Origin of the sequence: Streptomyces sp. H39-S7, assembly GCF_027158205.1 — a bacterium.
In the GTDB taxonomy this organism is placed as follows: Bacteria; Actinomycetota; Actinomycetes; order Streptomycetales; family Streptomycetaceae; genus Actinacidiphila.
Map to the genome: position 1 here is coordinate 1 of NZ_JAPVLU010000086.1, position 23,489 is coordinate 23,489.

The 23,489-nt window shown below is 69.9% G+C and carries 29 protein-coding genes and 1 pseudogene; 17 read left to right on the plus strand and 13 right to left on the minus strand.

Features of this window, described 5'->3' with window-relative positions; all coding sequences use genetic code 11:
* Window positions 1-84: 84 nt before the first annotated feature.
* The 17 genes and pseudogenes from O3X23_RS41330 to O3X23_RS41410 all read left to right on the plus strand — a co-directional run bounded on the left by O3X23_RS41330 (window position 85) and on the right by O3X23_RS41410 (window position 10,864).
* Window positions 85-519, plus strand: coding sequence for an RRQRL motif-containing zinc-binding protein (locus O3X23_RS41330; RefSeq protein ID WP_331284014.1), 435 nt, complete (start codon window positions 85-87; stop codon window positions 517-519).
* Between the two features lie 28 nt (window positions 520-547).
* Entirely contained in the window at window positions 548-1,066 is a 519-nt protein-coding gene (locus O3X23_RS41335) for a hypothetical protein (RefSeq protein ID WP_269279637.1), read from the plus strand.
* A 138-nt stretch (window positions 1,067-1,204) separates the two neighbouring features.
* Window positions 1,205-1,801: a hypothetical protein gene (locus O3X23_RS41340; protein WP_269279640.1), complete on the plus strand. Its 597-nt coding sequence runs from the start codon at window positions 1,205-1,207 to the stop codon at window positions 1,799-1,801.
* Window positions 1,798-2,136 (plus strand): hypothetical protein, encoded by a 339-nt coding sequence (locus tag O3X23_RS41345; RefSeq protein ID WP_269279643.1) that lies wholly within the window; start codon window positions 1,798-1,800, stop codon window positions 2,134-2,136. The genes O3X23_RS41340 and O3X23_RS41345 overlap by 4 nt, the downstream gene beginning before the upstream one ends.
* Window positions 2,133-3,135: pseudogene (locus O3X23_RS41350) on the plus strand (AAA family ATPase). Before O3X23_RS41345 ends, O3X23_RS41350 begins: the two are co-directional and overlap by 4 nt.
* Window positions 3,132-3,398 carry a hypothetical protein gene (locus O3X23_RS41355; protein ID WP_269279646.1) on the plus strand — a complete coding sequence of 89 codons (267 nt, stop codon included), beginning with the start codon at window positions 3,132-3,134 and terminating at the stop codon, window positions 3,396-3,398. Before O3X23_RS41350 ends, O3X23_RS41355 begins: the two are co-directional and overlap by 4 nt.
* Window positions 3,395-3,595: a hypothetical protein gene (locus O3X23_RS41360; protein WP_269279648.1), complete on the plus strand. Its 201-nt coding sequence runs from the start codon at window positions 3,395-3,397 to the stop codon at window positions 3,593-3,595. Before O3X23_RS41355 ends, O3X23_RS41360 begins: the two co-directional genes overlap by 4 nt.
* Window positions 3,596-3,700: 105 nt before the next feature.
* Window positions 3,701-3,976, plus strand: coding sequence for a hypothetical protein (locus O3X23_RS41365; protein WP_269279650.1), 276 nt, complete (start codon window positions 3,701-3,703; stop codon window positions 3,974-3,976).
* 89 nt (window positions 3,977-4,065) lie between these two features.
* On the plus strand, window positions 4,066-4,719 hold the full coding sequence (locus O3X23_RS41370) for a GGDEF domain-containing protein (protein ID WP_269279653.1): 654 nt from the start codon (window positions 4,066-4,068) through the stop codon (window positions 4,717-4,719).
* Window positions 4,716-5,195 (plus strand): hypothetical protein, encoded by a 480-nt coding sequence (locus O3X23_RS41375; RefSeq protein WP_269279655.1) that lies wholly within the window; start codon window positions 4,716-4,718, stop codon window positions 5,193-5,195. The genes O3X23_RS41370 and O3X23_RS41375 overlap by 4 nt, the downstream gene beginning before the upstream one ends.
* A gap of 258 nt (window positions 5,196-5,453) precedes the next feature.
* Window positions 5,454-5,660: a hypothetical protein gene (locus O3X23_RS41380; protein WP_269279658.1), complete on the plus strand. Its 207-nt coding sequence runs from the start codon at window positions 5,454-5,456 to the stop codon at window positions 5,658-5,660.
* A 127-nt stretch (window positions 5,661-5,787) separates the two neighbouring features.
* On the plus strand, window positions 5,788-6,129 hold the full coding sequence (locus tag O3X23_RS41385; RefSeq protein WP_269279661.1) for a hypothetical protein: 342 nt from the start codon (window positions 5,788-5,790) through the stop codon (window positions 6,127-6,129).
* Window positions 6,126-6,290, plus strand: coding sequence for a hypothetical protein (locus O3X23_RS41390; RefSeq protein WP_269279664.1), 165 nt, complete (start codon window positions 6,126-6,128; stop codon window positions 6,288-6,290). The genes O3X23_RS41385 and O3X23_RS41390 overlap by 4 nt, the downstream gene beginning before the upstream one ends.
* Window positions 6,287-6,964, plus strand: a complete 678-nt coding sequence (locus O3X23_RS41395) for a hypothetical protein (RefSeq protein WP_269279666.1) — start codon at window positions 6,287-6,289, stop codon at window positions 6,962-6,964. The genes O3X23_RS41390 and O3X23_RS41395 overlap by 4 nt, the downstream gene beginning before the upstream one ends.
* Window positions 6,965-7,611: 647 nt before the next feature.
* Entirely contained in the window at window positions 7,612-8,250 is a 639-nt protein-coding gene (locus O3X23_RS41400; RefSeq protein WP_269279669.1) for a plasmid partition protein, read from the plus strand.
* The gene (locus O3X23_RS41405) at window positions 8,247-9,347 is read left to right on the plus strand and encodes a hypothetical protein (protein ID WP_269279672.1); all 1,101 of its coding nucleotides are present in this window, start codon (window positions 8,247-8,249) and stop codon (window positions 9,345-9,347) included. The genes O3X23_RS41400 and O3X23_RS41405 overlap by 4 nt, the downstream gene beginning before the upstream one ends.
* 200 nt (window positions 9,348-9,547) lie before the next feature.
* On the plus strand, window positions 9,548-10,864 hold the full coding sequence (locus O3X23_RS41410) for a DUF2637 domain-containing protein (protein ID WP_269279675.1): 1,317 nt from the start codon (window positions 9,548-9,550) through the stop codon (window positions 10,862-10,864).
* 432 nt (window positions 10,865-11,296) lie between these two features.
* On the opposite strand, the gene O3X23_RS41415 is transcribed toward O3X23_RS41410, so the two are convergent.
* From O3X23_RS41415 to O3X23_RS41475, 13 genes are all read right to left on the minus strand, one after another.
* On the minus strand, window positions 11,297-14,752 hold the full coding sequence (locus O3X23_RS41415; RefSeq protein ID WP_269279678.1) for a LysM peptidoglycan-binding domain-containing protein: 3,456 nt from the start codon (window positions 14,750-14,752) through the stop codon (window positions 11,297-11,299).
* 8 nt (window positions 14,753-14,760) lie between these two features.
* A complete protein-coding gene (locus O3X23_RS41420; RefSeq protein ID WP_269279682.1) occupies window positions 14,761-15,147 on the minus strand; it encodes a pilus assembly protein TadG-related protein in 387 nt (128 codons plus the stop codon).
* Between the two features lie 56 nt (window positions 15,148-15,203).
* Entirely contained in the window at window positions 15,204-15,656 is a 453-nt protein-coding gene (locus O3X23_RS41425; RefSeq protein WP_269279685.1) for a TadE/TadG family type IV pilus assembly protein, read from the minus strand.
* Window positions 15,653-16,069: a TadE/TadG family type IV pilus assembly protein gene (locus tag O3X23_RS41430; protein WP_269279688.1), complete on the minus strand. Its 417-nt coding sequence runs from the start codon at window positions 16,067-16,069 to the stop codon at window positions 15,653-15,655. Before O3X23_RS41430 ends, O3X23_RS41425 begins: the two co-directional genes overlap by 4 nt.
* A gap of 36 nt (window positions 16,070-16,105) precedes the next feature.
* Window positions 16,106-16,294 (minus strand): hypothetical protein, encoded by a 189-nt coding sequence (locus tag O3X23_RS41435; protein WP_269279691.1) that lies wholly within the window; start codon window positions 16,292-16,294, stop codon window positions 16,106-16,108.
* A 21-nt stretch (window positions 16,295-16,315) separates the two neighbouring features.
* The gene (locus O3X23_RS41440; protein ID WP_269279694.1) at window positions 16,316-16,480 is read right to left on the minus strand and encodes a hypothetical protein; all 165 of its coding nucleotides are present in this window, start codon (window positions 16,478-16,480) and stop codon (window positions 16,316-16,318) included.
* A 20-nt stretch (window positions 16,481-16,500) separates the two neighbouring features.
* Window positions 16,501-17,394: a type II secretion system F family protein gene (locus O3X23_RS41445; protein WP_269279696.1), complete on the minus strand. Its 894-nt coding sequence runs from the start codon at window positions 17,392-17,394 to the stop codon at window positions 16,501-16,503.
* A complete protein-coding gene (locus tag O3X23_RS41450; protein WP_269279699.1) occupies window positions 17,391-18,305 on the minus strand; it encodes a type II secretion system F family protein in 915 nt (304 codons plus the stop codon). Before O3X23_RS41450 ends, O3X23_RS41445 begins: the two co-directional genes overlap by 4 nt.
* A gap of 115 nt (window positions 18,306-18,420) precedes the next feature.
* Window positions 18,421-19,977, minus strand: coding sequence for a CpaF family protein (locus tag O3X23_RS41455; RefSeq protein ID WP_269279702.1), 1,557 nt, complete (start codon window positions 19,975-19,977; stop codon window positions 18,421-18,423).
* Window positions 19,970-20,842, minus strand: a complete 873-nt coding sequence (locus O3X23_RS41460) for a hypothetical protein (protein ID WP_269279705.1) — start codon at window positions 20,840-20,842, stop codon at window positions 19,970-19,972. Before O3X23_RS41460 ends, O3X23_RS41455 begins: the two co-directional genes overlap by 8 nt.
* Window positions 20,842-21,531, minus strand: a complete 690-nt coding sequence (locus O3X23_RS41465) for an SAF domain-containing protein (protein WP_269279707.1) — start codon at window positions 21,529-21,531, stop codon at window positions 20,842-20,844. Before O3X23_RS41465 ends, O3X23_RS41460 begins: the two co-directional genes overlap by 1 nt.
* 33 nt (window positions 21,532-21,564) lie before the next feature.
* Window positions 21,565-22,206: an ATP/GTP-binding protein gene (locus O3X23_RS41470; protein WP_269279710.1), complete on the minus strand. Its 642-nt coding sequence runs from the start codon at window positions 22,204-22,206 to the stop codon at window positions 21,565-21,567.
* A gap of 206 nt (window positions 22,207-22,412) precedes the next feature.
* Window positions 22,413-22,841, minus strand: a complete 429-nt coding sequence (locus tag O3X23_RS41475; protein WP_269279713.1) for a secreted protein/lipoprotein — start codon at window positions 22,839-22,841, stop codon at window positions 22,413-22,415.
* Between the last annotated feature and the right edge of the window lie 648 nt (window positions 22,842-23,489).

The following is a 23,489-nucleotide window of genomic DNA, read 5'->3' on the forward strand; positions in this document are numbered from 1 at the left end:
ACGCTTCACGATCGACCCCACCCAGGCATAACAGCGGCAACCCGCCGCTTCACCCACCCCAACACCCCAACCAGCAGCGGGTTCGTGCTCAGACAGCTCTCAGAATCTGCGAACCCGCTGCTTTCGGAGTTCGATCGCGGCTCTGTCCCCGACGGCTTGGTCACCAGGCGTCAGCTCAGGGATATGGGCCTCAGCCCCGGCGGCAACGAGGGGCCGGTCGCGATCCTGCGCTGCAAGTGGTGCGGATACCGGCCGCAGTGGGCGTGCATCCACCCCACCCGCGGCTTCCTGCTCCGCGTCGACCTGGCCGTACCCAAGCGCGTTCCTACGCTCGCTCAGGAATGGGCGCTGGACGCGGCGATGGCAGCTCGCCAGACCTGTGGCGACTGCGGGAGGCGTTTTTACTTCTGCCTCTCCAAGAAGCTCGGCTGCTGCCTGGAGTGCTTCGACGGCACCCCCGTGGACCCCAGCAGCTACTTCGCGTCCACGGCCCCGGTCATCCACCGGCTCGCCGCCTGATCAACGAATCCCTCGAAGGAGAGTCCCCATGTCGGCACTGTTCACCCGTACCGCGCCCGCCCCTGAGACCTGGACGCCGGAGGGCACGATCGTCTCCCAGCGCTACCGGGCGCTGGAAGGCGCAACCATCCTCGTGTACGCCGCCGACGCCGACCGGGCCACCGCCACCTGCGCGGCAGCCTGCCTCGGCTGCACCTGGCGCGCGTCCACGAACGCGGCCCACAACCCGATGGCGGAGACGGACGCCGCGACGGCCGCCAACGCGCACGCCGCCGCGTGCCGGGCGATGCCCCGCGGCATCCCGGCCCGGCCGGACGACGCCACGGCCGACGCGATGATCCGCAACCACCTGTGGAACCTGCGCTCCCGTCACGAGGTCCGGGTGCACATCGCCGACTTCCACGCGCAGCGCGTCGACCTCCAGCGCACCACCGCCTGGATCAAGGGAGCGATGGCACGGCTCACCGCGAACGAGCCCAGCCTGCTCACCGCGACGGACGCCGGATCCAACGGACTGCGCTTCACCCTCTGCCCCATCCCGCGCTGAGCCCAGCGCGCGCCTACGGACTCCGCCCCCGGCCGCGCAGGCCGGGGGCGGAGCCGCACACGGGGTCGACCGCAGCATCGGCAAGGAGGCCGGCCGCCCCGCTCCCTTCACCCGCATTCGAGATCAGGAGAACCCACCATGCACCGACCGCCCAACACCACCGAGCGCCTGGCCCTCTTCGGCACCCTGCTGGCGACCTTCGGCGAGCTGCACCCTGCCTGTGACCACTGGGTCCAGGGCAGTAAGACCGCCTCGCGGAAGCGGCTCTACGGCGACCACCTCGTCTACCCCGACGGATGCGCTGTCGACCCCGACGACCCGGACCGCGACAACGAGCCGACCCGGACCGCAAGCTCCCTCGGCAGGCGTGCCGTGGCCTGCCATGTCGCGTCGTACACCGCCGTACAGCTCGGGGCGACCATCGCGATCACCCGCGCGTTCGGCTACCGCATCACGCCGACCGCGCTGCTCGCCGGCGCGGCCATCAACGCCGGAACACACGCCGCGATCGACCGCGGCGCGTTACTGCTGTGGCTGGCGAAGAAGACCGGCAAGACCGGGTACATCGAGCACTGCCAGGCGGTCCGCCTCGACGACGACGGCACGGTCACCAAGGAGATCAACGGGCCGGGCAGTGCGTGGATGGAGCTGGACGCCGCTCTCCACCGCGCGATCGGCATCGGCGCCGCCGCCGTCACCACCTGGCTCACCACCCGCCCCGGCGGCCGCCGGTGAGCCGCACCCGTCTGGACCGCGTCCGCGCCTCCGCCGGAATCGTGCAGCTCGCCCTCCAGCAGATCGAGGACGAACTGTCCGGCGAGATCGGCGCCCAGGAGCTCGCCCAGATCCTGCGCGAGCTCCACCACGAGGACCACCGCCAGGACGGCGTCTTCGGCTCCCTCGCGCAGCTGCTCACCGTCGCCGCGCAGGCCGCCGGACGGATCGAGCCGGACCGCGACGGCGAGATGTCGTGCCCGCTGCACGAGGCCGCGGCCCTCATCACCGAGAACGCCGGTCTGCAGACCTACTACGCCACCCGTGCTCTTGACCCGCAGGGAGAATCCGAATGACCACCTTCCGCCTCGAAAACGCGCTGCCCGTCGACACGACGATCCCGAACCCCTCGCTGGTGTGCCTGATCGGCGCGGCCGGGTCGGGCAAGAGCACGTGGGCGAGCACCTGGCCCGCCACGCAGGTCCTGGAGCTCGACAGGTTCAGGGCGATGGTCAGCGACGACGGCGGCTGCCAGGAATCGACCGGTGACGCGGTGTTCGCGCTCCAGGCCGTCCTGGAGGCCCGCCTCACCCGCCGCAAGATGACGGTCCTCGACGCGACGAATTGCGAGTCGGCCGCGCGCTGACCTGATCGCCACGGCCCGCCGCCACGGCGTGCCCTCGGTCGCCCTGGTCGTCCCGACCCCGCTCTCCGTGTGCGTGGAGCGTCAGGAAGGCCGGCCCGCGAACCGGCGGGTGCCCGAACAGGTCGTCCGCGCGCAGCACGCCGCGATGGTCGACGCGTTCCCCGGCCTGCCCGCCGAAGGGTTCGATCACGTCGTCGTCGCGGATAACATCTACCGCCTCCAGGCGCTGCTCCAGCCGCTGAGCGATGCCCGGCGCGCGGATCTCGGCTGGGACGACGGCGAGGGCCTGGGCGACCTGCTCCTGGTCCGCCGCACCTTCGGCTCGGAGATCCTGCCGATGTGGCGCTGGCGCGACGGCTCGCAGCTCGCCGGCGGCGACCGCGTCGCGGAGATCGGGCTCGGAGCGGACCGCATCGTCCTCGCCCAGCGCAACGACATCGACGGCGAGGGCGACATCGGGTTCGAGATCCTCGTGGGCTGCGCCGCCGACGCCGAATGCGAAGGCAAGGCGTGGGCCCCGGCCTACAACGTCACCGACCTTCTGCGGGCGCTGACCGGCGAGCTGATGACCGACCCGGACGTGCGCTGCACCATCCACGGCGGGCCCAATGACCTCGACCAGGAGGCCGCCGACCACGACCTCCAGGACGACGACCCCGAGGGCCGCGCCGACCTCGAAGCGCAGGCACTGGAGGCGATCAGCGGATGAGCACCAAGACCCCCGCGTGCGGCTGGGACCAGGCCGTCCTCCGGTGCGGCCGCTGCGGCACCGAGCACACCGCCACCACCGAGGACGCCTACCTCAAGGCCGTCGGCGTCCACGGTGACGCCCACGCCGTGTGGGACCGGCTCAACGCCACCGAGCGGTCCGGCTTCGCCTCGATCCTGCGCACCATCCTGGCCGCGCCGGAACTCGCCGCGGAGCTCCTGGCCCTCGCCGACCGGCAGCCGGCGGGAGGCGAGGGCCGGTGAGCCGCGCCGCCGATGGCCCGCACCCGCACCCGCTCACTCCGGCTGAACTCCCGGCCGGTGATGACTGGGTCCGCGGCTGCCCGGACTGCTACCTGCCGATCCAGGGCGGGGGCGCCGGCCTCACCGCGCACCGCCGCACCGTCCACACCCACGCCGGTGACTCCCGGCGGCCCATCACGATCCATTTGGAGTTCTGACCCGCCCTTGCCGGCGTGACGGACGTTCCGTGCCGCCCCGGCCTCCGTATCGACGGAGGCCGGGGCGGTCGCGGTGGTCCCTCAACACGGAAGGAGTTGGACGTCATGCGCCGATACGAGGTCGACGTCCCGATACACCACGCAACGGACCAGGACCGGCGAGGCCATCACGTCTTCACCGGCCGCGCCGCCGGGGAGCGCGAGGCCCTGGCCGCCGCGCACAGCGCCTACGACCGGGCCGTGCAGCACGTGTCCGCTGGCCGCCCGGCCCCCGACGACTCCAGCAACGGATGGGCCGTTCACGGCCTGCGCACCGACTGGGTCCTGGACTGGCACAAGGCCACCACGAAGGCGTGGGTCAACCCCAACAGCCTGATCTGAATTCGCCCCGGGACAGGCGCCATAGGCGTCGAAACCGTCGCCTGCCCCGGGCTCCCCATCCCGTACGAGACGAGAGGGAGATCCCAAGTATGGACTCCGTCCTGCACGCTTCGGGCCGGTTCGGCCCGGGCACCCTTCTGATCACCACCGCCGCCGTGCCGCTGACCGGTTGGGTGGTGCACGCCGTCGCGCTGCACAAGAAGCTCGCCGCCACGAAGCGCGACCCGCTGACCGGCCTCCTGCGTCGCGACTCCTACACCACCCGCGCTCGCCGGCTCCTGGCGCGCCACGGCGACGACACGACCATGGTTATCGTCGACGCCGACCACTTCAAGCGGATCAATGACGGCCTCGGGCACGCGGCCGGGGACACCGTCCTCGCGTCGATCGGCGCCCGGCTCACCGCGTGGGCGGGCCCGCGCGCGGCCGTCGGCAGGCTCGGGGGCGATGAGTTCGCCGTGGTCCTGGAGCTGACCGCCGACCGCCGCGCGCAGTGCCTGGAGCAGCTGGTCTGGATGCTCCACACCCCGGTCACCCTGGACGACGGGACCACCGTCGACGTCGCCGCCTCGGTCGGCTCCCGCGACCTGACCGTGTTGCAAAGGGCCGCCGACGCCGCTCTCTACGACGGCAAGCACACCGGCCGGGCGGTCCTCGCGACGGCGCAGCACGTCACGGTGCCGTCCATCAACGGCCGCCGGGCCGGACGTCCGGGCACCAGCGTGTGGGGGCGGGCCGCATGAGCGTCGCGGCCCTGCCCGAGGGCGACTGGATCCGCGGCATCAGCATCAAGCAGCCGCACGCCGCGTGCATCCTGACCGGTGCCAAGACGGTGGAGAACCGGCCCGGGCGGTGGCGGCCCGGGTGGGTGCTGCTGCACGCGAGCAAGAGCGTCGACCAGCCCGCCCTGCGCATCCCGTTGATCGGCCGCACGATCCGCGGCCGGGAGCTGGTGACCGGCGCGGTGGTCGGCATCGCCCGGATCACCGACTGCCACCAAGACCCCGCAGGAACACAGCTCTGCTCGCCATGGGCACAGCCCGGCAAGTGGCACCTGGTGCTCGCCGACGTCCAGGAACTCCCCCTGCCCATCCCCGCACGCGGGCAGGTCGTGCCCTGGAAACCGTCGCCGGATCTGCTGGAGCAGGTGCTCCAGCAGCTGCCCGACTTCCGGCCGGGACCCGCAAACGAGACAAGCCGCTGTGGGAGCCGGGCCTGATCCCGCTCCCCGGCGGCCTTCTCGACCGGCGCGACGGCCAGCACTTCGACCGCTGGCAGGACCGCCCCTGCGCGCTGTGCGAACAGCCCACACCGCTGCGCTCCCACTCCGGGGAGCCCGCCCACAAGGTGTGCGCTGAGGACTGGATCGCCGCGAACCCGACCGAGGCCCGCTTCGGCAGGTTCGCCTCCGACGGCCAGCCCAAGCGCCGGCGCGACGCCAACCACGCCTGAACTCCTCCACCTGGAGGCCCCCGTCATGAGCAGCACCCCGCAGCACGACGTCGACCACCTCGCCTACCCCGAGCCGCCCGCCTCGCCGCTCTGGCACCGAGACGGCCCGAAGGCCCGGCCCCTCACGCCCGCCCAGCAGCAGCGCAACCGCGAGCTGTTGGTCCTTGCGCAGCGCACCCCCCGACCCCGCTCCCCCCACGCCACCGAGACCCTGGCGGAGACCAGCCGATGAACTCCCGGACGCACCTCGCCATAGACGGCTACGTCGACGCGATCCCGGCCCCGGCACCCGCGGGGGCACCGCCACGTTCGACCTGATCCACTCCCCCGCCGACGCGGACCAGATCGCCCCCGACACCGTGTACGCCTGCACCACCGCAGACCCCCACATCACCGATGTGCTGCTGCGCGAGATCCAGCCCGGCGACCTGCTGCGCGTTACCGGCACCGCCGTCCAGCCCGACGACCCGAAGGCCCCGCCCCGGTTCACCGTCAACGCACTGGAGGTCCTGAAGGCCGCGCCGCTTCCCATGCTGTACGGCCTGGTGCTGGAGTGCTGGGGTGACTACGTGAGCGTGTTCGACGCGGACCGCGACGCCGTGCCGGTGTTCACCGTGTCCGGAACGTGGGTCGGCGAGGCAGCCAGCCCCGACGCGATCGGCGACCTGATCGACGCCTGGGAGAACGGCAGCCCCCGATGACGACCGCCATCCCCGACCAGCGCACCGTCCCGGAGTCGTTCCCTGCCGGCACCCCCCGCGGCTCCTGCCCCGCCGACGAGTACACCGCCGCCCAGCGCGCCCATCTTCCGCGCGCACTCAAGACGCCCACGGACACCCCTAAGAAGGAGATCGCCCGATGATCCGTCGCATGTTCCGCCGCTGCGGCCACGCCTCCGCCCCCGGCGACGTCACCCCCGAGGACCAGGCCGTCGTCGACCAGTCCCGCGCGATGCTTGCCGCCCTGCGCGACCCGGAGCCCTGGACGCCCGGCCACTGCCAGGATGTCGCCGTGAGGGTCGGTCCGTTCATCGAGCGGGCCCACACCCGACCCGGCGACGACCACGGCCCCGACATCATCGCTGTCGCCCTGCAACACCCCAGCGGCTCGTACGCGCCCTACGCCGACCGCTACCGCAAGCTGGGATGGCTGCGCTGCGAGACCGCCACGATCCTCGGTGTCTGGCAGCCGACCTACGCGATGCTCACCCACGCCGCAGCGGGCCTGGACCTACCCGACGACGTCGGCATGGAACCGGCGCACTACGCCACCTACATCGAAGCCCGCAAGCCCGACGGCAAGGGCTACACCCTGCTGCGCCTCGGTCCCTACACCCAGGCTCGGCACGCCTCCCACGACGCCGACCGGCTCACCGCCGCGCTGGAGGGCCGGGAGACCACCGTCGTGCCCGGGTTCAGGGTCAACGCGCGGCCGGCGCCGTTCGACGTCAGCGACCACGAACTGTTCACCGACCCGTACGAGGCCGACGCCCTCACGCTCCTGGCCGCCGCTGTCGAAGGAGCGACCACCGTATGACCACCGCCCTGTATGAGATCGAGACCAGTGAGGCGACGCCAGCACCGTGCAGCCCGCCGCCGAACAGCTCTTGACCCCCACCCTCGAGCCCTGATCCGAAAAACACGACGGTCCGGGACGGCCGCCGGCTTCGCGCCCGGCCGCCTCGGATGCCAACCCTCCCAGACGAATGGCCTGGCCTCGGTGATCACCGAGGCCGGGCCATTTTTGCGTTTCGGGACTTCACTCGCCTTGGTCGTGGCCTACGAGACGCGACTCCCCAATTGGGGAGTCGCGTCGGTGGGCTGCTGCGCTGTGATCGAGGAGCGGCTCGGCGAAGTTGGTCAACGATGTGCCCTCCGCGAAGCAAGTCGACCTGCTCGTAACGATCAGGTGAGATGAATCGGAAATAGATCGCGAACCGGTCGATAGGCGACGCCTAGAACGGTGCCGTGCGGGGCCGATCTCCCACTGCCCGGTATGGCGCGACGGTGCAGGCCCTCCGAGGCCGTCAGGGCGCCGCACAGCCAATCTAGGCCTCGGTGCCGGGTGTTGATTGGGCCATATGAGCGATCTGGGCGGTTGGGCCGCCACTGTGGGGGTCACGTCTGCGGTCCGACCGGATGGGGTGGATGTGGTGATCTCGCCCGGGCCGTTAGGGTCGACCCATGCTCATCGCGAACGTGTCCCCCCGCACCGGCGGCAAGACGACCAATTCCGGATGGTTGGCGCATGCCCTGCGGGAAGCAGAGCAAAGCTACGACGTAGTTGGGTTCGACGCTGACCACAGCCAGCAGTTCCACGCATGGAGCGTGTCGGGAGAGTTCGCCTTCCCCGTCGACCCAGCGGCCACTGCCAAGTTCCACACCGAAGTCACGGTGCCGGACGGGAAGATCGCGATCGTTGACTGCGGCCACACCGAAAACCATCCCGACATCACCAACTCCGTCCTGCGCGTGGCAGACCTGGTAATCCTGCACATGGCTCCGACGAAGGCGGACTTCGACCGGATCGTGGACCCGCCCGACAAGACGAAGATCAGCGACGTCATCAAGATGAGTGCCGCCCTCCGAGCTGACCGCACGGCGCCTCCCACCTGGGTGCTGCTCAACCGCAGCGTCACCGGGGCCAGCTCCACGGGCATCTACCGCGGAATGATGGAAGACGAAGGCTGGAACGTTCTCACTACGGTGATCCCCCGCAGTGAGCAGTTCGGCCAGTCGGTCAGCTATCCCATCACCGGCGCCAGCAAGGGCCCGTTCGGTCAGCTGGTCACCGAGCTCGAGAAGAGGGGTCTGCTGAAGTGAGCCAGACGCATACCCAGCGGCTGAGGGCAGAGCAGCAGAAGAGGCGCGACGCCAAGGCCCAGGCTGACCGCGAAGCAGCCGCAGCGGGAACTGATGCACCCCCCGCCGTACCGCCCACGGGCACAGAATCCGATTCCGGCGGAAGCGGTGGTGCGCCGGCGGTGCTTCCCGAAAAGGTGCCGGCCGCGCGGCGCCCGCAGCCGTTTACGGCAGATCTGCTGCCGTCGACGGAGGCTGTCGATGCGTCGGGAGAGATGTCTGCCGAAGAGCGCGACGAACTCGATCGGTGTGAGCGTGCGTTCGCCAATGCCGATCAGGCGCAGTGGATGCGCGGCGTGGCCCTGCACGCACTCCGGGAGCGGAAGCTGTTCCGTGAGAACGGCAGGACCTGGCCCGAGTACTGCGAGGAGATCGGACTGAGTGAGTCCGATGCCAACCGCATGATCCTTGAGTACCCGTTGGCGAGGGCGATCGCCCAAATTTGGGCGACTCCCCGGATGGTCCCGGCGTCGCACGTCCGGGCCCTGCTCCCCCTGGTGCCGCAGTTCGATCTTGATGGAACTGCGCAGGGGTACGTGAAGCTGCGCGCCTGGGCGCAGGAGAACGGCCAGCGCGTGACGGCGACTCTCCTGACATCGATGATCGAGCAGACGGCGATCGCTGGGCGACCGTCCAATACTCCGCTTCCCGTCGCCGAGTTCGTCGCCCGCATAAAGGCCCTTGACGCCGGATTGCCTGACCAGGCCGGTCCCCCGGCCGCGACGGCCGCGGTCGGCGGCGGTCCCCAGGACGTCGATAGCCCCAACCCCGCGAGTCACCCAAATTTGGGTGACTCCTCGGCGCCCGAGGGCTCGCGACTCCCGGATCACCCAAATTTGGGTGACGGGAATGACGCCGACCGTGCAGAAGAACCCGACCTTGTGGACGCCGAAATCGTCGACGAGGAGTGGGCTCAGGCGATCAATGAGGCGCTCACGGAGCTGAGCCACGGCATCGAGGGCAAGCTGGCAGGCGCCTCCCCGGAGATGCTGAAGGGGATCGCTGCTGCCGCTACGACGATCCTCAACGCGGCCCAGGATGCGCTCGGAGACCGGTAGCGCAGTCACCCAAATTTGGGCGACTTAGGCACTCAAGGAGGCGGGCCCGGGCGGGCCCGCCTCCTTTCTGCTCCCCCAGTGATCACTTTTCGCTGACGATCCGCGCCATGAGCGCCCCGAACAGGCCCGGCGCGCAATCCGTCGTGAGACGGTGAAGACCGTTCAGGAGTAACACACTGATGCAGGAGGGGTGGCAGCACGTGACTGCGGGGAAGGCGACGCCCATCACGCTGACACGCGCGCACCGAATTCTGATCTCGGTGGTGGTGACCGGTGCGGTCATCATCGCCGGCATTGGATTCGCCGGCTCATACGCGGCGGTCCGCCACCTCGCCGCCGAGAAGGGCTTCGGCTGGTTCGCGAATGTCTTCCCGATCGGCGTCGACGCCGGCATCGTCGTGCTCCTGGCGCTGGACCTGCTGCTGACCTGGATGCGCATCCCGTTCCCGCTGCTGCGCCCGACGGCCTGGCTACTGACCGCCGCCACCATCGCGTTCAACGGCGCCGCAGCGTGGCCCGACCCGGTCGGCGTCGGGATGCACGGCATCATCCCGGTGCTGTTCGTGGTGTCCGTGGAAGCGGGGCGGCATGCGCTGGGCAGGATCGCGGACCTTACCGCCGACCGGCACATGGAGTCGGTGCGCATCATGCGGTGGCTGCTCGCACCGGTCCCGACCTTCAAGCTGTGGCGCCGGATGAAGTTGTGGGAGCTGCGCTCCTACGACCAGGTGATCCGCCTGGAACAGGACCGTCTCGTCTACCAAGCGCGCCTTCAAGCCCGCTACGGGCGGGCCTGGCGCCGCAGGGCCCCCATTGAGGCCATGATGCCGTTGCGGCTCGCCCGCTTCGGAGTACCGCTGACGGAGACAGCAGCAGCTGGCCTCGCGGCGGCCGGCATCGATGCTCCCGCCGTCCTGCGCCCGCGCCAGACCGCAGCGTTGGAACTCCTGGAATCCGAGGAATCCGCAGCGGCGGGGGAGACGCAACAGGACGGGGAACCTCAGCACGCGGCGACGCCGAGCGGAGCAGTACCGGTCCAGGAGGTGCGCGGACATCCCGGCGAGCCGGCCGCGGCGCCGTCGACCGAGGAGTTGGAACGCGCCGACGGTTGGAACGAATCGCGGGGCGACGCTGCAGTTGTCGTTGCGCAGTTCCAAGAGCAGGAACTGCGCAGTGCGCAACCGCGGTACGCCGGGGTGCCGCCCGCCCGGCACACCGCGCCGAGGGCGTCCACCGTGCACTCCCGGGTACCGGATCGGCCCACCGAAGCCAGCACGATGGGTACGTCTGCGGCGACGGCCACTCGCTCCGCCGTCGCGACGACAGAGGACCGGGAAGCATTCCTCTTGCGGGGCAAGGCGGGGGTGCGAGCGATCTTTGCGCGCATGACCCCGGCCGAACGGGCGGAGTCCGACAACGCCCTGGCGCCCCGGCTCGCACAACAGGTGGGCCTGTCGGAGGGCACCACGCGCAAGTACCTGGGGGCCGTCCGTCGCGAGTTCCAACCGGCGGACTAACTGTTCCAACGCACCGGCTGTACGGCGTTGGAACACGGATGGCGTTGGAACGCGCAACCGTTGGAACGCCGCGCATCAGCCGCACCGACTGCGCAATGCCCCCGGTCCGCGGCTCTGCGCACTGCGCAATCGACCGATGGCGCGGCCCTGCGCACTGCGCAATCCACCGACGGCCGCGTCAGCTCCGCTGCGCACTCGACGACGTTCCAACCGTCATGCGCGCAGAGGCTGCGCAGTGCCCAGCGCGGGTGAGGCACTACTGCGCGCCGAGGACCGTGAGCCGCACCCGCGTCACGAGTGCCAGCTGCGCAGCAGACGCAGAGGCGGCGGAAGACGACTGTGTCGGCGCTGCAGGACCTGGGGGACCGGTTGCACAGATGCTTGCACCGGTCGATTGCACCGCAGGTCAGCGCCGTGCAATCCCCCTTGCTACTACGCCGGGGTCAGCAGGGTCCGTAGGAGCTCCGCGGTGGCGTCCTCCATATCGGAGTGCAGCTCATCGCACAGCTTCTCGAGCTGCGTGGCTGCGCGTTCCAAACCCTCATAGTCACCGAGAGCGTGGTGCGCTTGGAACGCCAGGCGGTGCAACCGCTCGGATTCCATCGCTACGTCTAGTCCCTTGGTCGCGGCCCACAACGCGCTCCGCGGATCGGCAGCCTGCAGACGCCGCTCGGCCAGCGTCGCGGCAGCGTCGATGATCGCGTCGATCATGTCCTGGGCGAGATGTCCGGCCCAGTGGTAGCGACGCGGCGGGACGGCAGCGAACGGCCGGCCGCGGACGAGTTCCAACGCGGTGCGCAACATCGCGTCGCCGTCGGCCAGCTGTGCGCGCTTTCCAACGGCTACCAGGTTCTGGAACCGGTGCCAGTCGCAGCTGACGGTGTCAGCGAACCGGTAGCGGGCGTCGTCGGTGTTGGCGATGAGGGGCAAGTGCTTGGCACCGTCGGCGCTCGTGCCGAGCCAACCGCGCAGGCGGCTAATCCACGGGTTGCGGGATTTGCGGTCGACGTCCTTGCCGGGCCACAGCGCTTCGTCCAAGGCGCGGTGGTCGAGGCCTGGATGCAGCACCATCCACGCGGCGAGCTCCGTCAAGGTGCGGCGGTGCTTCGTCTCCAAGGTTCCCTGCGCGCCCTCCACATCCACTGGCCCCAGCACCTGGATGACCGGACCAGGAAGGACTTCCTTGGCTTCGGGTTCCGGGGCGGGCTCGGCCGCTGCACGCGGGGCGGCGATCGGACTGCCGGCAGGCGTCGTCTCCCCGGTGTCCGGGAACGTCGGCTCCGGCTCGTCGTCCAGGTCGCCACCGAAATCCGCGAGGCCGGCCAGCAGTCCGCGGTCGTTGTCTTGGCCGATCCCGCCGAGGTCGTTGGCGTCCGGAACCACGAGGGGAGAAGGCAACGATGGAGTAGGGGAGAGGACGGAGTCATCATCGGTGATCCGCGCGTGCACGCGCGGATCACGGTGGTACGGAGCCGGCACCGCCACAGCGGGCTGCTGCGGCTCGGCCGGGCCGGACTCCACAGCAACAGCAGGCGCAGGGACGGGGCGCGCCGGCACGTCGGGGGCGGCTTCATCGGAGAGCGTCAGTAGTTCGAGGACGTCGGCGTAGTCCTGATCGGACAGGGCCTGCGGAGTGCAGACGATGTCGGTGCCGGGAAGCCGCACCACGGCGGCGGGGGAGGCATCGATCGTCCACGCCGACGGCAGGGCCGTGGCACCAGTGCCCGGGTCGTTGGTGGTGATGATGACGGTGGCGGTGCGGGGGTGCGCGTCGGCGATGGCAGCGAGTTGCGCGTGCGTACCGTGCTGGCTGAGGTCGTCGGCGGCGAGGAGCAGGTACGGGGTCCAGGACGCTGCGCCATCCTCGCCGAGCCGGGCCTGGCGCAGGCTGTCGGCGCCCACGGCGGCGAGGGCCTGTTGCTGATCGGTGTGGTGGGCGGCTACCGCCCGCAGCGTGGACGCGACATCGACGGGCGCGGCGAACCATTCGGGGAGCAAAGCAGGCAGCCCGGCGAAGGCCGCGTCGCCCAACGCAGCGATGTCGAGGTGGTCGGCGTACGGCGAGGTGGCCAGCTCCACGGCCAAGGCCCGCAGGACCGGTAGCCGGTCGGGGCCGGTGATCTGCACGGCTCCGTAGCACTCCAGATCGACCAGCACCGTGTGGCCGGCGGCGTCCCCGCCGAGGGTGACCAGCGCCGGATAGGGAGCGTCGACGGTGCGGGTGTCCGCTGGCTCCAGGAGCTCCGTGGTGTCGGCTGGGCAGTGCCACCGGCGAAGGTCCTCATCGGCAACCACGAACGGCGGCACCGGTGCGGCGGCTGCGACCAGATGCAGCAGCAGACCCGTAGCCGGGGCGTACACCACGGCGGCCAGCTCGGGCAGTTCCCGCCCCGCGGCGGCCAGGTGCACGGCGGCGGTGCGCAGCGCGGCGTCGATGAACTCGGCGCCGTCGGGGTTCTCGGTGGCGCGCAGGGCGCTCTCGGTGGCGGCCGCGCTGCCCGTGGGCAGCGGGACGCGGCGGCCGGGGCGGCGTCGGCGCTGCTGCAGTTTGCGGCGGGTGGCAAGCAGGGTGAGCAGCGCTGCGGCCAGCAGCCCGCCGCCGAGCGCGTAGACCGGCATCCGGCTGCCGGTGGCCGTGCTCTCCGCCGTGGTGGTGCCCGCTGGCACCGAGGTGGCGGGGGAGGGGACACCGTTCGGTGCAGGCGCCCGGGTGGCCGGCACGGACGGCGTGGCGCTCGGCTGGGGCAACTGCGTGCTCGGCGACGGCTGGGGGCTGTCCGGGGCAGTCGTGGACGGCGCGGGAGCAGGGTGCTCGGTCGGCGCGTGCGTCGGGGCTTGCTCGGTGGGGGCGGAGGGCTTCTGCTGCGGATGGGGTGTGACCGGGGCCGAGGGCGGAGTGGTCCCGGCCGCTGCGGGCAGCTTCAGGTGCTCGCCGGGGTAGATCAGGTCGGGGTCGGTCAGATGGTGGCCGCCGGGCTGGAGGTGGCCCCGGTTCAGGTCGTAGATCTTCGGCCACTGGTCGGCGTCGCCGAGCCGCTCCTGCGCGATCCGCGTGAGGGAGTCGTCGGGCACGACGACGTAAGTGGTCGGCGCTGCTGGCCCGGTGCGGGCGGTGGTCGGCGTCGTCGTGCTGTTGATGGGCGTCGCCTGCGTCTGCTCCCGGCTCTCCGCCTGGGTAGTGGGGAGCGGGTCGGCGCTGGGGGTGGAACTGGTGGAGGGTGTGGTGGGGCGGGCATCGGCGGGTAGCTTGATGACGGCGCCTTGGGGCAGGTAGCCGTCGCCGGCAGCGAGCGCGGGGATCTCAGGGTTCAGCGCGGCGATGTCTTTCCACCGCTGGCCGGCTCCGAGGTAGTGCTCGGCCAGGTCCCAGGGGGATTCGGTGGGCGAGGTGACGGTGTGGGTGAGCCAATGCGTGTCATCTGCCGCGGCAGCGGACGATGCGGAAGCGCTTGGACTGCTTTCTCCTTGGGTGACGCTCTGCGTCACGCTGACGGCCGCGGCGTGGGTGGCGGTCGCGGCGGAGGCGGCGGTCGGTGCGAGGAGCACGATCCCGCCGATGAGGAAGCTGGCGAGGGACTGCATTCCGCTCAGGCCGCGGATCCGGGGTGCGGAGCGGCGCCGCAGTACCGCCACGAGCTCCACCAGCGCGGAGAGGGTGAAGGCGGCCCAGGCGCCCCATCCCAGGAGGGTGATGACGACCAGGAACAAGGTGCCGTCGTCCTGGCGCAGCAGCAGGTCCAGGCCGCCGGACAGTTCGGTGGGCTGGTGCCCGATCGCCAGGAGCGCGTAGGGGACGCCGGCGATCAGGGCGAGCAGGAGGGCGAGGCCGGCAAGGGCGCGCAGCAGGACGCCGATGGTGCGCAGCGGTCCGGGGGTATGGGGGGCCATGGTGCGGCTCAACCTCCAGCTTGGGTCTGCAGATGGGCTGTCGCGCTCCCCGTCACATTGATCGTCGACTTACCGACCATGGAGGCGAACAGCGTTTGGTACGTGCTGTGGACGTGGACACTCAGGGTTCGGCCGCCGTCGGTGATCTCCACGTCGCCTTGCACGCCGGCCGCGGCGAGGTAGTCCTGCGCGGCGGTGCGGGCGGCGTCCGGGTCGATGGTGATGGCGGTGCCCTCGATGGCCTGGGCCGGGTCGAGTTGTTCGCCGGCGGTGCGGGCGGCTTCTTGGGCGAGGGAGGTGGCGCGGTTGGCGGCGTTCAGTGCGCCGCCTCCATCCACGAGCAGCCCCATGACCATGAAGATCGCCAGTGCTGCCACGGCGAAGAACAGGGACATGGAGCCGCGGTCTCCCGCCGGGCGGCACCGCTGGGCGCATCGGCGCAGCGTACGGATCATTGCCGGCCCCTGTACGTATCGATTGGACTCGTCCAGGTGGAGGTAAGGGTCTTGGATCCCGGCAGGCCCGGCAGGCCGATGTCGGCAAGGTTGGCGGTGCAGGAGATCGTCACCGTGACGGTGGCTTCCGTGCCGACGTCCAGGGAGAAGCCGCCGGTATCCACCAGCACGCTGGAGGTCTGGCAGGTGATGCCGTCACCTTCCAGGCTGCGGTCGGCCGCGGTCTGCGCTTGGGACTGGGCGTGCTCACCGTCGCGCTCCAATGATGCGGCGCGTGCGGCGGCGTGGGCCGCTGAGTCCACGGCGCCCTCGGCATCGACGACCCGGCCGAAGGCGATCATCAGTCCCAGAAGGCCGATGATGACGGGCGCCAGGACCGCGGTCTCCAACGCGTAGCTGCCCCGGTCGCGGTAGTCGCTGCGGCTCCGGGCGGGGTGCGGGAGGGTCATGGGGTCGTCCAGCGTTCGACCGGGCCGTCGGCGAATTGCGTGACGTCCAGTTCGAGTCCGGGCACCAGCGTCGCGACGTGGCCGGTGACGGTGATGCGGATCTGTTCCGGCGTGCTGCCGGCGGAGGAGACCTGCGCGTCCCGCACGCTGTTGCCAAATCTGGAGAGGAAGTCGTCGGCCTGGCGCACTCCGTCGTCGGGGGTCGCACCGAAAGCGCGGCCTGCTTCGACGCCTTGTCGGGCGGCGGACTGGGCGACTTTCCGGGCGTGGTAGTACAGGCCGACCTGGAGCGCGGTGAAGATCAGGGCCAGGACCACGACGGCCAGGGTCGCGAATTCAACGCTGGCGAAGCCGCGGTCGCTGCGCAGGCCCGCGGCAATGGGCCGCCGCCGGTGGCGCATTCGGGCGATCACTGGGTTCCCCTCTCCGTGTGCTGGTCGCTGTTGATCTCATCCGCCGTTGATGATGCCGATCTTCTCCAGGAGCTTGCCGCGGATCGCTACGACCAGTAGGCCGGCGCCGACCAGGAGGGCGCCGGCGATGAGGGCCAGTTCAGTGCTGGTCTGGCCGGCGTCCCGGCCGGCCTTGAGGGCCGCGTAGTGGCTGCGGATCCATACGGTGAGGGTCGTCAGGTCCATGGTGGTTCGTCTCCTTGGAGTTCAGATACCGATGAAAATGATCAAGATCGCGAGCGTCAGGATCGCGAGACCGAGGATCACGCCCATCAGGAGCGTGATCTCGGTGCTGGTCTGGCCGGCGTCCGGGTCGGCCGTGAGCACCGCGTAGCGGCTGCGGGCCCACGCGGTGTAAGGCACCAGGTCCATGGTCGTTCGCTCCTTTGCGGTCAGCTGCCGAGGATGGTGATCGTGATGGGGATCATCACGAAGGTGAGCATGAGGATCACGCCGGCGGTCACGGGAAGGATCATCACCGCGCTGGCGGCGTTGGCTTCGGCCTTGGCGTCGGACAGCAGCGCGATGCGCAGCTGCCGCGCCTGGGCCTGCAGCGTGGCGTAGACCGCGGCCCCGTCGCCGGCCAGGGCCAGAGTGTCGGCTGGCCGGGTCAGTTCCGGGATGTCGAGTTCCTCGCCGAGTTGCTTGAGCGCATCCCACACGGTGATGCCGGACAGATCGGCCTGGTGGAAGACCTGCCGCATCCGCACGAAGATCCAACCGTCGCCGACCTCCGCGGTCTGCGTCAGCGCCTGGGCGGCGCCCGAGTTCGCGATGCGGGCCAGCGCGACACGCTCCAGATAGGAGGCGGCGGCGTGTCGCACGATCAGTCGTGCGGCGGCGGCGTCCCGGGCGACCTCCTTGCCGGGCCACACCCAGAACAGGGCGCCGAAGCCGAAGGACACGAACCCGTAGGCGATGAAGTGGAAGGGGCTGCCGGTCGCCGCCAGGAGCGCTTGCAGTAGCTGCGGCAGCAGCAGTCCGTACAGGGCGAACAGGAATCGCTTGCCGAGGTGTTCGGCCGGCGATTTGCGCAGCAGGTTCAGGTCTTTCGTGGGCAGGGTGAGGCGGCCGCCGAACTCCCGCAGCAGGCGCTCCCCGATGCGTTCGGGCAGCGTGCCGGTGCGGGCGGTGTCCGCAGAGGAGGGTCCGACCGTGACCTTGCTGGCGTCTAGTCGGTCCAGGGCGCTGGCCAGGTCGGGCCGGGCGGGCATCGCAGCCCGGACGGCGAGCCCGATGAGAGCGCCGGCTGCGGCCGCGGGAAGGACTGCGTGCACCGGGATCATTGCGTCCCTCCGAGCGTGGTGAGGTGAGCAGGCAGCGGATCCAGCAGCCGCGGGTCGGGCTTGGTCCGGGCGATGCGGCGCAGCCACGACAGCGTCCAGGCGAACATCGCGCCCAGGGCGGCCAGCACGACTTGCCCGGCCGGCGACTGGTACCAGGAGGACCAGGCGCCGTTGAGCATGCAGCCGATCACGACCACGCAGATCACGACGGACACCATGCGGGAGTTCTTGCGGACCTTCGAACGCTCCGCTTCCACATTGCGGGCGTCAGCGGCCTGCTGGTGAATGGTGACGGCCAGCGCCTCCAGGGCATCCGCCAGACCCGGGCCTTTGTAGACGGCGTGGGACTGGAAGAGCAGCACCACGTGGTCAGAGACCCCGTCGGCGAGTTCATCGGCGAACTGCGCGAAGGCACGCTGGGCGTCGACGCCGCTGCGCAGCCGCTCTGCCAGCAGCCGCACGTTGACTGCGATCGGGGCGGGCGGGTTCTTCGCCGAGGCGCGGATGGTCTGGGTCAGGCTGATGCCGGCGGTGTGCACGCCGGCCAGGTGGTTGAGCCATTGCCCGAGCGCCTCGAGACGCTCGATGCGCAACTTCGCACCGGTGCCCGGGTTGAGGACGAAGGGCAGACTGAGGACTGCCGCGCCGGCGAGCAGGCCGTGCACGGGCCACCCGGTCCACGCCCACACCGACACGGTGACGATGCCGGAGGTGGTGACCAGCAGACGCCAGCGGGCACGCCACGCCTCGGGCAATTCCGCCTTGGCACGGCGGAACCGTCCCGTCGTGCGCGATGCGGGCTTCGCGGGGTTCGGGACATGGCCGCGTACCTCACGGATCAGCAGGATCACGGCCAGGATGGCCAGGACCGAGCAGCTGGCCGCGACCAGAGCGAGCTGAGACGTGGTCACCAGGCACCTCCGCTGCGGCCGGAATCCGACGACCGGTCCTGGATGCAGACCGCCGTCGCGAAGGTGTCAGCGAGCAGATCCGGGAGGACGGTGCGCGGCGTTAGGCAGAAGACGTTCATCGCGGGCTCACTGTCTGCAGGGCTGGTCCCCAGGCGCCATGGGGACTGTCGGTCAACCACCTGCGGTCGAACTGGCCGGTGCGCTCCAGGTCGTCGATGAAGCTGGGCATGCTCCGGTACAGCGCCCGGCGTTCGGTGCCGATCGGGGCGAACAGCTCACTGGTGGTAGGGCGGCCGCCCTCGCCAACGACATCCTGGACCTCGTAGATGTGCGACACGAACCGGTGCTTGCGGCCACCCTGGCCGGTCTCATCGAGATAGGTGAGGTAGATGACCACGTCGATGCTGGAGGCGATGAGGTGGTGGGCGGCCTCGCTGACCATCCCGGCCTCGGTGCACAGCTGCACCAGGCGGCTGATGATGGCGTGCGGGCGCCGCACGTGCATCGTGCACATCGACCCGGAGCCACCGGCAGACATCGACTGCAACATCGGCACGATCTCCGTGCTGCGGACCTCACCGACGATGACGCGCGTGGCGTTGTAGCGCAGCGCGGTGGCGAACATGTCCGACAGGGTCACCTCACCGGCCAGCCGGTTGTCGCCGGTGCGTTCCCCATTGGACGACCGGGCTTCGAAAGCGAAGGTCACCGGGCCGGGCTTCGGGCCGGGTTCGTCCAAGTACAGTTCGCGGTCTGATTCCAGGGTGACCAGGCGTTCGGCCTCCGGGATCTCCCGGCCCAGCGCGCGCAGCAAGGACGTCTTGCCGGCGCCCATGTCCCCGACGACCAGGATGTTCATCCGGGCGTGCACGCAGGCGATCAGAAACCGCTCCAGCAGCGGGTTGATCGAGCCCCAGCGGACGAGTTCGCTCATGCCGTGCTGCCGGATGCGGTGCTTGCGGATCACCACCGAAGGGCGGCTGGTCAGCATCGAAGCCGTTACCCGCGATCCGTCAGGCATCCGGAACCCGACCATGGGCGAGGCCTGCGTCAGCGCGCGTTCGCCGTTTCCGGACAGCCCCGCCATCCGGTTGACCCAAGCAATGAGCTCATCATGGGTATCAGCGACGCGCTCGATGGTTTGCCGCGGCCGGTCGAAGTACTCGACGTGCGCCCGGGTGCCGTCGACCATCAGGTCCTCGACACCCTCCTGGTCCAAGAGCGCCTGGAGCCGACCGCCGCGGTACATCGCATCGAAGACGGCGGTCCCGATGACCGCTTCCTGCTCGGCGGTCAGCGGCGCATTGCCCTGGGCGTACAGGGCACCCCACTCGGCGACCGTGGAGGTGGCCAGGGACCGGGCCAGGGCACGCCGGTCGTCCTCGGCCAAAGTCCGGTTGGGGTCCCGAGTGCTGAGCTGCTGGGAGACTTTTACTTGCAGGTCCTCGATGACGTCCCAACCGACCGGCAGCCCGCCCGGGAAATCCGTCAGGAGCGGCACCGCAGCCGGCCCGGCCGCTGCCGGTTGCGCGGGCTGCTCGGGCAGTGGGTGAGGTTGAGCCGGATCCGGTCGGCGCGTTCCGATGTGGGTGGTGAGCAGGTTGGCGAGCTCGTCGCGGCCCATGGGTGCGGGGTGACCGTTGAGGCCCGGCCGCTGGTGGGTGTCAGCCACGTCCAAGCCCCTTTGTCTGGGTCAGGCGCTGCAGGGCCCCAGCTAGTTGCGGGTTGCCCTGCCAGGCCGGCAGCTGCTGATGAATGCGGCGCCGGGACGCGGCGGCTTCCAGTTGCTCGGTGGCTGTGCGGGCGTGCCGCAGGAAAGGACTACGGGCGTGGCCGCGTGGCGGGCGCCCGCCGTTCGTGAGGTAGCCAGCCGTGTCCGGGTCCCACGGCAGAGCAGCCAGCACCGGTGTCTTGAGGGCTTCAGCGACCTGATGGGCCCGGTAGGAGGCTTCCTCGATCAGCAGCAGCCCGAGCGCATCGGCTCCGGTGCCGTGCTCCTCGAGTTCCGCGCGGAGCGGTTCGATCACATGCCGGGCCAGCGTCAGGGACTGATCGGTGCCCCGGACCACCAACAGCACCAGGTCGGCCCGGTGCAGCAACGGCGCCGGCGTCAAGGTGGGGTGCAGATGCCCGGACTCCAACGCCAGCCGGCCGGCGTCGATGAAGACGTGGTAACCGGCCTCAGCGGCCATGACATGCAGGACATCCGACAGGGCCGGCCATGTCCGGCTCAGCGCAGCAGCCTGCGCCGGGTCGGTCAGACCGGGCAGCAACCGGCGGTGACCGGCCTCATCCATCGCCCACAGGTGCGAGGCGAACGCGTTGGCCATCGCCTCCGGGCCCGTTCGTTCAGCGGCGGCCAGGTGGTACAGCCCGAAGCCGGCGCCGACCTGGCCTTGGAGGAAGCCGGCCCGAATCGTGCCGCCCGCCGGATCACACTCGGCGAGCAGCGAGGGGCGCGTGGAGGCCAGAGCCAGCCCAAGGGCGGTCGTGGTGACACCGCCCGATTTGGCGGAGACCAGCGCGGTAACCGGCATCAGTTGCTCCGCGGTTCACGGACCAGCGCGATGCGACCCATCACGGCACGGGTCGCCAGCAGCGGCCCATCGCTGGTAGCTACTGCCAGGTTGACGACGACTGTGCCGGACGCGTCGGGGCGGGAGACCGACACGACCACGGCGGTGATGGTTGAGGGCGGGCTGTCGTTCTTGCCGTTGGACTGGTCACCCTGGGCGGGTGTGGTCACGGCGAGGACCTTGTCTCCGGCTGCGAGCGTTCCCGAGGGACTCTGGCCGCGCTTGACCTGCACGCCGACCTGCTGCTTGTCGTCACCCAGGCCGGTGCCGGCCCCGAGTTGGGAGCTGGTCAGCAGGCCGCCCTTGCGGAGGTCGACGGCGGTCCGCTTGCCGATGACGCTGTTGCGGTCAGTCGCCCGTACTGGGGTCAGTGCACTATCGGCGGAGACCTCAGCCACGGCCAGGTCGGCGTCGACAAGGGTCTGGCCGGCCGGGACATCGCGGGCGATGGCCAGCACCTTGACACGGTTACTCGCGGAAGTGACAGCCGCGGCCGCACCGAGCCCTGCCAGGGCAGCCAGGACGATACACAAAGCGACGACAGCCCACCGGCGCTCCCGCTTGACCGGAGCCGCGGTAGTGATGGGGATCTCGGGACGGCCCGGGCTCTGCGGGCGCGGCACCGACGGAGCGGTGACGGGGGGTTCCATGCGGTGTTCGGCCTCTCGGGGTGCGCAGTGCGTTTAGTTGAGGACCTGGACTTCAGCGACGGTGATGTTCACGGCGCTGTTGCGGACCTCGGTGAGCTGACCAGTCTGGCCCGCTCCCTGCCAGTCGATGGTCCAAGTAGACGTTGCTGTCACAGGGAACATGCCGCCCGGTTGCGTGGAAGACGGCTGGGTGTAGCGGTACCCGCAGTCCGGCGACGGCGCTTTGCCGTAGGCCGCCTGGTAGGGAGTGCCGGCCGTCGTACAGACCACGGTGTGGCCGTCACCCATCGCCCAGACAATCTTCGAGACCTTCGCAGTCGCGGTGACCGTGACACCGCCAGCCGACGCGGTCGCCGTGTTCGGCCCGTACGTCTCAGCGGATCTCGTCGTCCAGAGATAGACCGGCATGCCCACTACGCCCCTACCGCCCGGCTTGGGGGTAATGCCGATGTCCGCTCCGCGCAGCAGCATCTTGTCCACAGCCTGCTGGGCCAGAACAGCCGGGTCGACCACCGGGGCCGTTGGCGGCTGAGCTGCCCAGACTGTCCTGTTGACGATATTCGTCGGACTGATCACGCAGCGCTCGTCATACACCAGGCCATCGCCCGGCGCGTGACCTTCCCACATCGCGCTGCCCGCTGGCGGCTGAGGATTGGTCGGCTTGTACGTGCACACCGGGTGCACCAGGCCATCATCTCCCTGCCCAGTGCCGCCTGATCCTCCGGAACCGACGGGCTTCGGTCCAGGGTGATGGCCTGGCACCTGGACGCCCACACAGAAGTACTTTCCGCAGTCGCCGGCGGTTCCTGGACCTGATGCGGAGGCGCTCCCGGCCAACGCCGTAGCGGTCACAGCAACCGCGGCGATGGCAGCACCGCGCCTCAGCATGGCCGGTCCTGTGGGTCGTCCTTGATGACCTTCCACCCGTCCGGCCACCGTTCGACCGTCGCCAACGTGACGTACTTGGTACGACGCTCGGGCGGCAGCGCCACCTTCTTTTTCGTGGCCTGGTCGACCATGTCCCAGTGGCCGATATCAAGGCAGCTGGAGATGGAGGCGCTGGGAACCTTCTGGTTGAGCGCGATGCTGGTCACGGTGGGATTCCCGACTCCGACCTGACCCACGACGATTCGGTGAGCGCTCCGGAGGTTCTTCATCTCATCTTCAACCCCGTTCAGCACCGGGCTCACCGCGTACTTCCTGATGTCCGTGCCATCAGTGCTGGCCTTCGCGTAAGCGAGCTGCATCTGCTGCCAGTACGCGTTATAGACGCCAATCGCGTCGGTCTTTGCGCGCTCCGTCGGATCCACCGGCTTCGTCGGTGTGCTTGCCGATGCCGACGGAGAAGTCGTGGAGTCCTTGTCGGTTGAACCATTTCCCGAGCTGCATGCAGACACAGCCATCAAGGTGCCTGCAACGAGAACCCCGGTTGCCGCACGGATTCGGCTTCGATGGCAAAACATCTCTCGTCCCGCACGTGCTGGCTGTGCCACTACGCCTCCCCGAACGTCTGAACCAACGCCAGCCAACCTGCGCAGACTCCGCGAGATGGACAGCATCGCCGCAGTCACCAACTGCATCAGGTAACCGCTCCTAATCACTCCGTGCCCATACGTTACGCAAGAAGCCGTCAACAACCCAGCCGGTATCGACAGTTCCAGGCACAAGACGGGCCCAGAAACGTCACAATTCCTTGCGGTAGACCCGAAGGGCGATATGTCGCCCCTCAGCCCATGAGCGAGCACCCCCGAAACGGCAGTCGACCGAGTACATGGGTTCAGTTGTCCGCCGGGGACCAGATCCCCAGACCACCGCCGAGCCACCGAATCTCGCCCGCTGGCGGCCAAGGGCGTTGCAGGCAAGGCACGTTCACTCCAGCGCTCCATGATCAATCTTTTGTATTCGATTGAGTCGGCGATTCTGCGAGTGCGGCCCCCACGCTCGATATGGGGCGCTTC